Annotated in this window: 9 protein-coding genes and 1 pseudogene; 7 read left to right on the top strand and 3 right to left on the bottom strand. The window is 41.9% G+C overall.

Going from position 1 to position 11,340, the window contains the following annotated elements:
* Positions 1-200: 200 nt before the first annotated feature.
* Entirely contained in the window at positions 201-1,853 is a 1,653-nt protein-coding gene (locus BTV99_RS11485; protein WP_075102500.1) for an RNA-binding domain-containing protein, read from the bottom strand.
* A gap of 176 nt (positions 1,854-2,029) precedes the next feature.
* On the opposite strand from BTV99_RS11485, the gene BTV99_RS11480 reads away from it, so the two are divergent.
* Both BTV99_RS11480 and BTV99_RS13325 read left to right on the top strand, forming a co-directional pair.
* Positions 2,030-3,898 carry a DUF262 domain-containing protein gene (locus BTV99_RS11480; RefSeq protein WP_075102499.1) on the top strand — a complete coding sequence of 623 codons (1,869 nt, stop codon included), beginning with the start codon at positions 2,030-2,032 and terminating at the stop codon, positions 3,896-3,898.
* Between the two features lie 98 nt (positions 3,899-3,996).
* Positions 3,997-4,083 (top strand): annotated as a pseudogene (locus BTV99_RS13325) (IS5/IS1182 family transposase); the annotation flags it as partial.
* 14 nt (positions 4,084-4,097) lie between these two features.
* Here the strand turns inward: BTV99_RS13325 and BTV99_RS11470 are convergent.
* Positions 4,098-4,835, bottom strand: a complete 738-nt coding sequence (locus BTV99_RS11470) for a GntR family transcriptional regulator (RefSeq protein WP_100750115.1) — start codon at positions 4,833-4,835, stop codon at positions 4,098-4,100.
* Between the two features lie 142 nt (positions 4,836-4,977).
* Between BTV99_RS11470 and BTV99_RS11465 the strand changes: the two genes are divergently transcribed.
* From BTV99_RS11465 to cls, 5 genes are all read left to right on the top strand, one after another.
* Positions 4,978-6,267, top strand: coding sequence for an SLC13 family permease (locus BTV99_RS11465; protein WP_075102498.1), 1,290 nt, complete (start codon positions 4,978-4,980; stop codon positions 6,265-6,267).
* Between the two features lie 22 nt (positions 6,268-6,289).
* Complete coding sequence (locus BTV99_RS11460; RefSeq protein ID WP_075102497.1) at positions 6,290-7,084, top strand: amidohydrolase; 795 nt, start codon at positions 6,290-6,292, stop codon at positions 7,082-7,084.
* A gap of 609 nt (positions 7,085-7,693) precedes the next feature.
* Entirely contained in the window at positions 7,694-8,044 is a 351-nt protein-coding gene (locus BTV99_RS13805; RefSeq protein ID WP_075102496.1) for an IS630 transposase-related protein, read from the top strand.
* A complete protein-coding gene (locus tag BTV99_RS13800; RefSeq protein ID WP_241900770.1) occupies positions 7,995-8,537 on the top strand; it encodes an IS630 family transposase in 543 nt (180 codons plus the stop codon). The genes BTV99_RS13805 and BTV99_RS13800 overlap by 50 nt, the downstream gene beginning before the upstream one ends.
* Before the next feature lie 177 nt (positions 8,538-8,714).
* Positions 8,715-10,199 (top strand): cardiolipin synthase, encoded by a 1,485-nt coding sequence (gene cls / locus BTV99_RS11445; RefSeq protein WP_075102494.1) that lies wholly within the window; start codon positions 8,715-8,717, stop codon positions 10,197-10,199.
* 106 nt (positions 10,200-10,305) lie between these two features.
* Here the strand turns inward: cls and BTV99_RS11440 are convergent, their stop codons facing one another.
* Entirely contained in the window at positions 10,306-11,241 is a 936-nt protein-coding gene (locus BTV99_RS11440; protein ID WP_305956345.1) for a putative RNA methyltransferase, read from the bottom strand.
* Positions 11,242-11,340 lie beyond the last annotated feature (99 nt).

Raw genomic sequence — 11,340 nt, 5'->3', positions numbered from 1 at the left:
ATGTTTGGCATATCTATTAAGTAAGTAGAGTTCAATAATATACGTTGTGTCTTACAACTACTTTTGCAAGAGGTCTAATAGTTTATATTTAAACACATTACATAGAAAGCAAATTAAAATCCACTACTATAATTCATATAGGTCGTCCAATAAGCTAAACATAGCTAGGTTTAGCTATTCTTAGCTGTTTTTAGCTATCCTTAGCTATTTGCAAGAGTCCAAGACCAACCCTCAGAAACGACTAATCCATCACGGCGCATTTTCTGCAACAGGTTACGCACCTTGTTCTTACGCTGTTTATCATCTAGCACTTGCGGTAACTTGTTAGCCAGCATTTTATCAAAGTCAGCTAGTCTGCCTCGCTCAAACGTCTTGAGGTATTCTATAATCAAGCTTTGATAATGCATGTCATCTAAGCCGCGCATTTGCATATACTCTGCCTGCTGCTCAGTGTGCTTAGCAACATCAGCGGCAATGATATAGCTGTTTTTACGCCCTTCTATCAATGACTTTTTGCGTAACGCGTCGGCTTCCTCTTCAGTGATTGACTGCCCTTTTTGTACTTTATCCAGCGCTATGATGTCGTGCAGTGTGAGATTATCAACGGTCGCTAACTGCTTGGCGTATTCTTGATCAAGCACTTTGCCTGTGAACTTCACGCCTACTCTTTCACGGGATAAGTCATAATCTGGCAATGGAAAAAAGCGCTTAGACTGAATCTGATACATTTTTTTGATGCCGCTACCGATGGTGTCCATCATATTTAGATTGACCATGGCATTGACCAAAAACGGATTGCGGTAACTCGCTTCAGGCGCATCTTGCAGTAGTACATTTTCAATGGTCTTAGGAATAAACGCACCGCTGTTTTGAAACAATAGCGTTGAGTCTTCTTTTTCAACTATTATGATACGTCCGCCTAGGCGGTAATCTTGATGACCAATGGCATTGCTTAACGCTTCACGAATGATATAAGGATCGTACTGCTGCACCTCTTCAGGAAATAGCGTACCTGACGCCATGTAGCGGTAATTGAGATTACGAATCTTGTTATACACCTCATCTAAGACTAACAAAAACGGTGGTTCAAAATGCTCATAGTCTTTTTCAATGCCATCAACGCCCTTTAAAATCCAAGTGATATGCGCTTGCGCTGGACTCAAAAAACTCGTGGATTCATAACGACCTAATAGGATAATCGCTGTGTTAGTAATCTGACCGTGAATGGTGATTTTGGCTTTATTTAAAAAAGTGATGTCGTCCCATTCTTTAACATCTTCAGCCAACCGCTTGTTTTTATCCGCAAAGACTTGTCTAGCAACTGCAATGGCCTTAGGATCAAGGTCTTCAAGCGTTGCTTCATGACAAATCTCAGCGCTCCAATCATCGGCTTGATTTTGCCAGAGCTTACGGCTTTGATCAGGATAATGCTTGAGCAGCTTTGTGACACTACCGATACGAATATAAGGCTCATGCAAAAAGCTGACAGGCGTATCGGTAGCTGCTGGAATCTCAAACAGTACCACCGCTTTATCATCAATCTGTAGCTCATGAATGGTAAAGTGAATCTTAGGGCTTAGACGGTTTACCAGCCAATGCTCTAAGTCTTCGTTGCCTTTAGCTTTTTTTGTCCTCGGGCTAAAGCTTGTGCCAACGATGTTGTGCGTGCCGTCCTCTACGCCAAAAACTAAATAGCCAAACTTCTTGCCAGCCAAACACGCGCCATTGGCAAGTGCAGAGATACGCTTACCGATCTCATCAGGACTATGAAAATTATGCTTAAACTCAAGCCATTCTTGTTCGGTTGGCTGCTGAGTTAGTCTTAGGACAAGGCTTTGGTAGTGATTGGGCATAGTAAGAGCGCTAGAAATAATTAAGTATGAATGATTTTGTTTATTATGCACTGTCAATTATGCAAAAGCAGTATATCGTCTGGTTTTGTTTATGATAAGCTATTCTACTTTTAACGAACAAAGTTCTATATAAAAAGTTATCAGCTAAAAATACACGACATAGGTTAAGGTTAAACATGAAAATTGATGCAGACGTTTTTAGTATTGCAGACCTCGAAAAGTATTATTTTGTAGTACCAGACTATCAAAGGGAATACGTCTGGGAAGCAGACAAGCATATCTATCAGTTTTTAGTTGATACTGATGAAGAGTTTGAAGCACATGCTCATGAGCAACAGAGCTATTTTTTAGGCTCAATCATCATTGTAGAAAATAATAAAAAGTACGATGTTATAGATGGTCAACAGCGCCTCACTACTATCGTAATTACTCTGTGCGCCATGCGCGATATATTAGAGGAGATCCAGAAAGATAGTCAACTTTCTGAGATGAGCAACAGTATTCTTAGCATTATAAAAAATTGGCTGTTCAAATTTGATTTAAAAACTAAATCTACACTCTCGCGTCTTGAGCTACAGTATGATGAGAGCAACGGATATATAGACACGCTAATTCAAAAAAAGACATACGAAGGCGAGATCACCAATTCAATCGAAAAAATGCAAAAAGCATACGCGCGTATTTTTGAGCACCTACAAAACTATGTAAATCAAGAGACGCTACTGTTTGAGGAATACACACAGTACTTTTTAACTAACGTCACTGTGGTAGTGATGGAGTCAGACAACCTTGGCAGTGCACTCAAAATATTTGAGACGATCAACCAGCGCGGTGCTGGTCTCAACGCTATGGATCTTGTTAAAAACTTGATGTTTAGTAAAGCGAACTCACATGATTTTGAGGACATCAAAACCAAGTGGAAGCAGATTACCACTTATCTTCAAAACTGTGATGAAGCGGATAAGCCACTACGTTTTTTAAGATACTTTATGATCGCACGTTACCACAATGGTATTATTCGAGAAGATGACCTGTACTCGTGGATCATATCAAAAGAAGGCAAGAGTAAACTAGACTATGAAAACGAGCCTTTGCATTTAGTGAATGAAATGGTCGCTGCGGCTAAACGTTATAGCTATTTGGTTCAAGCAACCAATAGCGACAATAACGCGGACGGGGTTAATAAGTATCCCAACGTAGTCAATATTGGCTACATTAATAAACAACGCTCACGTCAGCACCTTATTTTATTAATGGCGTTAAACCTGAACTGTGATGATCAGGTGATCAACTATCTTGCACAGCAAATAGAGAGCTTTTTATTTTTCGCTAACACACTCAAGATGCAAACTAAGAGCTATGAGCGCCGTTTTACAGATTGGGCAACTAAACTACGCGAGATACGTAGCATAGATGAGATCGTAGAGATCATTGATGGAACCATGGTTCCTTACCTAAGAAGCTATCTATCAGACTTTAAATATAGCTTTTTGCAAATCAAACATTACGACTATAACCCGCAATATCGAGAGCGCTATATTTTAGGGTGCTTAGATACCGAATTATGCACGCAAGCAGGACTAAATCTTCTTAGCCAAGAGAACATACAAAGACTGCAAATTGAGCATATTCTACCGCAAACGTTGAAGAATATAGACGCAAGTGAAGAATTCGCTGATGATGAAGATCGTGAAAAGTACACCTTTATGCTTGGTAATGTGACCTTACTTGAAAGCCAAATCAATCAGGCTATCAATAGCTATAATGATCTATCTACTGATTGGTTTGGTATGAAACAGGCTGAATACATCCATTCTAACTTCGTGCTCACTAAGCTATTGAATGATAACTATACTATCGGTAAGAACACTGGCCTTAATCGTCTAAAAGACAAGCTAAACTGTCAGTTTAATGAGTGGACGAAAGCATCTATCGAGCAAAGACAGAAAATGCTGATGGAGCTAGCTTTGGATCACTGGCAGCTTAATGGTAAACGTTTAGATGAATACGATAAAATAAGTACTACGGAGGACGTAGAAAAATAAGAATAACTTAGAGTTAGTTAACAGAACAGACCACCCTTAAAGGTGGTCTACTTTTTTGATCTGAAGTAGTAAGAGCACATTTTTAGGTAAAGCCTCGCATTGCCACGCGATATGATAAGCTCAAAGATAGCTATGCAGCGGCGGTAATGCTCGCTTGTGTCTTTATCTGGTTGCCACTCATTTGAATTCTATACACACCCTAATTGATAGTTATCTCATAACTAAAATTATCAGCTAAACCAAACGATTCACGGTACTCGATCGGCTCGCCTTTTAGATTTTTGGCAACTCGGCAAATCTTGACCAAGCTTTCATCAATACCATTGCTTAAATAAGCATCGATATGGTTTTTTTTAAAGGTAAGCTTTTCAACCGCTGACGACACAAACTGATTGCAAATTTCATAGTAAAAAGGATATAGCAGATTACCAAAGTCTTCTATGCGCAATCCTGCTAGTGGGTGAAACAGACTTTCAGGAAGCCAAATTCTTTCACTCAGTATGATCTTGTGATCTATCACCCGTATACGCTCAAGATACACTAAGCGTTCATGATCTTTCAGATTTAATTTTTTGTTTATCTTAGAGACACCATTTATCAATGCTACTTTTTTTACTACCCCAGTCGGTGTGACATAATCACTATTTTTATCTCGAAATTTGAAAAACCGTGATAGCGATGTCTCAAAATTTGGTTGTTTTAAGAAAGTACCTCGCCCTTGCTGTTTTTGCAAAATCCCGTCTTCAACAAGCTTTTCTACCGCTTTTCGAACCGTTCCTACCGAAACCTCATATCGTTTCGCAAGCTCTGATTCGGTAGGTAACGGCTTATCTGCGTCCCACTGACTCTCAGTCAATAAGCATTGAATCTCCCAACGAACTTGCTCATACCGAGGTATATTAAGTCCTTCAATACTTTCTAATATTTTTCTTCTCATGTCTATACTCTTTATGAACTGGTTTCATTCTATATTTTAAAAAAGTGATTGACAACGTTCTTAGTATCACTTCTAATGTATAAATATTCATATACATGTTTATATGTTTATATCATTGCTTAGTCACGGTCAAGGAGTGAACATGACAATATACATACTCGCCGCTATCATTGCTTCGATATTTTTAGGCTATACCACTAAAGTTAATATTGGCTTTTTTGCTATCGTATTTTCTTACGTTATCGGTTGTTTTGGCCTTGGTATGAAGGCTTCTGAGGTCATTGCTCTATGGCCTATCAAGATATTTTTCATCATCTTCGCCGTCACTTTGTTCTATAACTTTTCATTGGTTAATGGCGCACTAGAAAAGCTAGCTAATCAGCTAATATATAAATGCCGTAAAGTGCCTGCTCTATTGCCCTTAGTAATATTCTTTGTTGCCACCATTATTTCAGGATTAGGAGCAGGTTATTATACGGTTCTCGCTTTTATGGCTCCTATGACTTTATTACTTTGTAAAAAAGCTAATATGAACATAGTTATTGCTGCACTGGCAGTTAACTATGGTGCACTGGCGGGTGCCAACTTCATGACGTCTCAAAGTGGCGTTATCTTTAGAGGATTGATGGATACTGCGGGATTGGCACAAGACATTGCCTTTACATATTCATCAGGAATCTTTGCTGCGACATTTTTGATTCCGGTAGTTTTACTTGGAGGCTACAGTCTTATCAATGCCAGACACAACAAAATAGCAATTGATGCAGTACTTCCTGAGCCTCTAGACCACAAACAAAAACAATCGATTGTACTCATTTTCATCATGATGGCAATCGTTCTTATCGTCCCTATTTTGAACTTGCTGTTTCCTAATGTTGAGATGATTAGCTTTTTAAACGCGCGAATTGATATCGGCTTTATTGCTATATTTTTCACAATCATCAGCTTGTTTTTGAAGCTAGCGGATGAAAAAACAGTTATTCGTTTTGTGCCTTGGAACACGCTTATTATGATTTGCGGCGTTGGTATGTTAATCAGTTTAGGTGTAAAGGTTGGAGTGATAGACGAGCTAACTGAATGGCTTAGCACCAATGTTCCAATTTGGATGATTCCAATTTTAGTATTCATTATCAGCGCAATTATGTCAGTATTTGCAAGCACACTTGGCGTCGTTGCTCCTGCCCTTTTCCCTATTGTTCCAACACTTGCAGCAGCCTCTGGACTTAACCCACTGCTATTATTTGTCTGCATCGTAGTTGGCGCTCAAAGCTCTTCAATCTCGCCTTTCTCATCAGGGGGTAGTTTGATTTTGGGGTCATCACCAAACGATATTGATAAAGATAAGCTATTAAACTCACTACTGTTTAAAGCTGTTCCCATTGGGATTGTTGCTGGACTTATTGCAACCTTTATTATTCAGGTTTTATTTTAATTGAGATAAAAAGGAGAGTGCTATGCCGCTTATTGACACCCATGCTCATGTTTTTTCAAACGAGGCAGACTTTGTTACCAATGCTCGCTATAAACCAAGCGATACAGCCAGTGCTGAGGACTATATCCAGCAGTTAGATGCTAATGGCTTTAACCAAGGCGTATTGATCCAGCCAAGCTTTTTAGGGACAGATAACAGCTATATGCTATCGGCAATCGCGTCTTATCCTGATCGATTAAAAGGAGTTGCCGTGGTTGATCGTGACGTGACATTATCAACACTTAAGGGCTTAGCTGATCAAGGAATTGTAGGAATACGCTTAAATTTATTTGGGCTTGATTGCCCAGATTTAACTAAACCTGACTGGCAAGCGCTTCTGACAAAGCTTACCGATGTTAACTTTCAAATTGAACTTCATGCGCCGCCTGCTTATTTAGTACGGCTATTGCCTAATTTACAGCAATACCCTATAGATGTGGTCATAGATCACTTTGGACGATTTGATCCAACATTGGGCGTGAATGATCCGGATTATCAAGCATTGTTAAAGCTGCTTGATCCTAAGCAGCATTGGGTCAAAGTATCAGGATATTATCGTGTTGATAAATCAGGTGTTCAAAATGCCGTAGACGCTTTTGCCTTATTAAAGCAAATCGGACTACAAGATCATCTGCTTTGGGGAAGTGACTGGCCGCATACTCAGCATGAAACCATAAGCTTTGATAAAGCACTTGATAACTTCAAGCGCATCGTTAATGATGATAAGCTTGTGACGCAAATTTTGATAAAAAATAATGCCGCGTTGTTTGGGTTTTGATTCAAGCGTCAAAATGCTTTGACTACGGTAATTTAACTGCCGATTAAGCTTTTTTTATTTATAATATATATCTTATCTAGTCTTAATATGGCGCCTCAACATTTATGAGGTGCCAAGTAATATCTTGATACAATTAATCAGGGGAAAAATCCCATTATTTGCCTTGCCTCCAATACTGTAGCGCTGTTGGTCTATTTGATGGTCTAATATGTATCTACAATAAAATAACTATAATTAAATCAATTACTTGTATATAAAGTTAGACTTCCTCCTTCACCGCCAATCTTATAAAATCTTAGTTTTCCTAGCTTGTCCTAAACTATCCTATGTACATCTTAAACCCTTTAAATATAACGCGTCTAGCGTTTTTTTTATACCTACTATTTCCCCAATCCCACCCAACGTGACCCACCTATCACGTCGCTTGTGTTGGTCTATAGTGAATTCAGTATAGTAAAAGACACAGTGGGACGGGGATAAATTTTTCGCAGCCTCTGTCTGCGTAGGCACAGCACGCAAGGAAAATTTAGACCAGTTCCACCTTGATATAGTCTAATCCAAATAAAACCGATACAATACTTTTAACAATTGCATTTAATGAAATAAACGATGACTTATTCAATAGACTATCGCAAACAGGTACTTTCTAGCATCACTGATGGTATGACCATACGAGAAGCTGCGCTATTTTATGGACTTAGCACCAGCACCATTCACAGTTGGCAGAAGAAATTAGCTCCTAAAACAACCAGGAATAAAGCACCGACTAAAATACCTGATGACGCCTTGATTGAAGACATAAAAAGATACCCAGATGATTATAACTATGAAAGAGCTCGCCGCTTGAACTGTAGTAAAACGGGCATCTTCAATGCTTTGAAGCGTCTTGGTATCAGTCAAAAAAAAGACTTTGGAACATCCAAAAGCGTGTCCGATAAAAAGAGCGATATTCCAGAGTAGGCTTGATCGCTTTACTCAGCAAGGCTATCCCATTGTCTATATGGATGAAAGCGGCTTTGAGGCTGAAACTATTCGTTCTCATGGCTATGCACCGATTGGTAAACCCTGTATCGATAGCTACAACTGGCAAGCTTCGAGACGTACGAATGTCATCGGAGCTCTCTATGAAAAAATGCTATTTGCGCTTGAGTACGTTGAGCAGAATATCAATAGCAATATATTTTATGATTGGTGTAAGTTCACACTTATTCCAAGTCTTAAAACCAAGTGCGTGATTGTCATGGATAACGCTCGGTTTCATAAAAGTAGACGCATTCAAAAACTACTCAATAGGCATGGCCATCGTATTTTATGGCTGCCGCCGTACAGCCCTGATCTGAACCCTATCGAGAAAAAATGGGCACAGGCTAAGTTTATGCGCCAAGGGTGGATGGAGAATAATCTACCTAAACTATTTCATGATATGGGCTGTATCGATTTTATAAAGACTTAACTATAACGGCGCTACTTCCTTTGTTCGACCGCAATTTGTCCCATTTTTATCACCATTTTTGACATGCAGACACGTCCTAATGACTTTACCAATCAATACGGTCAAAGTTTTACAGTACGTTATAATTAGTCAGTACTGTGCGATACGTCAATAAAAACAATAACACTGGATTGCCTTATGCTGTTAGACATCCTGCTCACCATCCACTTTATCTTACTGGTGCTCATCTCTTTACGAGTATTGTCGCGCCATGATCTGAGTGCCCCTGCTCGGCTGGCTTGGATTGTCATTCTATTTATCTTGCCTTATCTGGGGGTGGTGGTTTACTGGATGTTTGGTGAGGTACATCTGGGCCGCAACTTTGCCCGCGAGCGTGAGCAAGTCATCGATAGATTGAGCGCCTATCGCCCCGATGTGCTGGGCAGTGAGGCGGCCTTGACACAGGCTGTCAAACCAGGGTACCGCGCAGCCTTTGCCTACTCTGCCAATGCCACAGGCTTTCGTACGACGGTGGGCAACCGCGCCGAGCTAATGGCCGATGCCAACGAGACGCGTAGACGCATGATTGCTGATTTTGATGCGGCGACCGATCATATTCATGTGCTGTATTATATTTGGCTGATTGATGGCATGGGTATCGACACTGCCCAAGCATTGATACGGGCGGCAAAGCGCGGGGTGACATGCCGCGCGATGGTCGATGGCATGGGCTCACGTAAGATGGTGCGCTCAAAGATATGGCAAGAAATGAAAGACGCTGGCGTACAAGTTAGCGTGGCATTACCGATTAACAACTTCTTAAAGGTAATGATGTTTAGTCGGATCGACTTGCGCAATCACCGCAAAATCACGGTGATTGATGGCAAGATTGGCTACTCTGGCAGTCGCAACTGCGCCGACCCTGAGTTTCGGGTAAAGCCCAAGTTTGCGCCGTGGGTAGATATCATGATGCGTGTTGAGGGGCCAGTTGTGGCACAAAACCAGATGCTATTTGCCAGTGACTGGCTCAGCGAAAACCCTTATACCCCGCTTGAGAGCTTTCCTTTTTTTACCCAGCCTGCGACCGCCTTGGATGACGGTGCTGAGACAACGTCTGAGATACAAGCAACCAACACCTTTGCCGCGCAAGTCTTCTCCGATGGGCCGACCCAACGTCACGGCACCACGCCGCAGTTTTTGGGCGCGTTAATCAGCCAAGCCCAGCACACTCTTATTATCTCGACGCCCTACTTTGTACCGGACTACTCGTTGGTCAATGTGTTGTGTGCCACCGCCTACCGTGGTGTAGACGTGACGATGATTTTCCCAAAGCACAACGACTCTATCGTGGTGGCAGCCACCAGCCACAGCTACTACTGGCAATTGCTCGAATCTGGGGTAAAGATATATGAGTACAAACCCGGCCTACTACACGCCAAAACCCTAACCGTCGATGGCGAAATCAGCCTGATTGGCTCAACCAATTTGGACTTACGTAGTTTTGATTTAAATTATGAAAACAACATCGTTTTTAGTGATAGAGCGCTCACCGCTGATATCGTCGCACGCCAACACCAGTATATCGCAGACTCAGATGAGGTGACCTGCGCGCAGGTGAAAAACTGGCCACTGCCTTATAGAATTTGGAACAATATCGTCGCGAGCATGGGGCCTATTTTATAAATGGCCAGTTAGATGGCTAAATGGCTCTAGATTGAATTGAAGATACGCCCTAATACTGACTTTGCTAATAAGGATGCAGGCAGACTCATTTCATCTACAGACTGCGCTATTTACCCATATGCTTTTGCAAAACATACACCACAAACTTGGCTTCTGTATTAAATGGCGCATGCTCACTAAGCTCCAGTAATGCTTGGCGTTTTTCTGCGCGGGCGCGATAAGCATACGGGGTCATGGTCATCAAATCTGCCAAATCATTTGCCGCTAATGACAGCTCGGTACTGACGTGATGCGTCGCAAGCAGGGTAAAGTGCGGGGCTAATTCGTGCAAAAACTTATCAGAATCATGCTCGCGCACACTATCAAACAACGCCTCACGCATCGAGGCAAGATGCTGACTATCGGGTTTGGCAATGATGAGATAGCCTGTGTCACACAACACTTTGGCAAAAGCCTCAGGCAAGATAGGACTAAAGATGCTACTGATACCCGTCACACTACGGGCGCGTAGCGGCAGATGGGCGGCGCTGGTCACTAGTGGATATACCGCCGTCTGAGTCGCGCCCTCTTTGGGCTGCTGATACCACAGCTGCCCTGCCGCTTTACTTGCTTTGGCGAAAGTAGAGACGGCAGGCTTGCTGATGTCAGCCGCTATCAGCGATGCTATACCGTCTATCTGCGCCATTGCTTGGGTATAATAGCCCTCACCGCAACCGACATCCAGCCAATTTGCGGCAGTATCACTTTGCCCGAGCAGCGGCCTCATTTGCTGCTCAAGCAAAGCCTGTAATGGCTGGTAATGTCCTGCGGCCAAAAACCGCTGCCGCGCTTCGATAGAGGCTTGGCTGTCTCCTGGCGCTTTGGATTTTTTTTGTTGTACTGGTAACAAATTGACATAGCCTTGACGCGCCACATCGAAAGGGTGCTTGGTCTGCTTTGGATGCAAGCTGCCATCACAGCGCCACGTATCGGCGGCAGGCTGCATGGGTGACTGGCAAAGGGGACAAATAAATAACGACACAGGTTTCTCAAAATCAGTCAAATATGGCCGTCATTTTAGCAAAGTTTGCTTCAGCTGCGGCATAAAACCCCTCACTTAATAATAAGAGACAGAACCAAAAAAGCCACCTCAAACACGATG

It is taken from the genome of Psychrobacter sp. Rd 27.2, from assembly GCF_001921755.1.
Classification (GTDB): domain Bacteria; phylum Pseudomonadota; class Gammaproteobacteria; order Pseudomonadales; family Moraxellaceae; genus Psychrobacter; species Psychrobacter celer.
Note: the sequence above shows the minus strand (reverse complement) of the source record. Positions and strands in the feature narration are given on the sequence as shown.

What these genes read in the sequence shown, in the direction of transcription:
- BTV99_RS11465 (WP_075102498.1), top strand. Translation starts at nt 4,978, where the DNA reads ATGACAATATACATACTCGCCGCTATCATTGCTTCGATATTTTTAGGC.
- BTV99_RS11480 (WP_075102499.1), top strand. Translation starts at nt 2,030, where the DNA reads ATGAAAATTGATGCAGACGTTTTTAGTATTGCAGACCTCGAAAAGTAT.
- BTV99_RS11460 (WP_075102497.1), top strand. Translation starts at nt 6,290, where the DNA reads ATGCCGCTTATTGACACCCATGCTCATGTTTTTTCAAACGAGGCAGAC.
- cls (WP_075102494.1), top strand. Translation starts at nt 8,715, where the DNA reads ATGCTGTTAGACATCCTGCTCACCATCCACTTTATCTTACTGGTGCTC.
- BTV99_RS11485 (WP_075102500.1), bottom strand. Translation starts at nt 1,853, where the DNA reads ATGCCCAATCACTACCAAAGCCTTGTCCTAAGACTAACTCAGCAGCCA.
- BTV99_RS11470 (WP_100750115.1), bottom strand. Translation starts at nt 4,835, where the DNA reads ATGAGAAGAAAAATATTAGAAAGTATTGAAGGACTTAATATACCTCGG.
- BTV99_RS13805 (WP_075102496.1), top strand. Translation starts at nt 7,694, where the DNA reads ATGACTTATTCAATAGACTATCGCAAACAGGTACTTTCTAGCATCACT.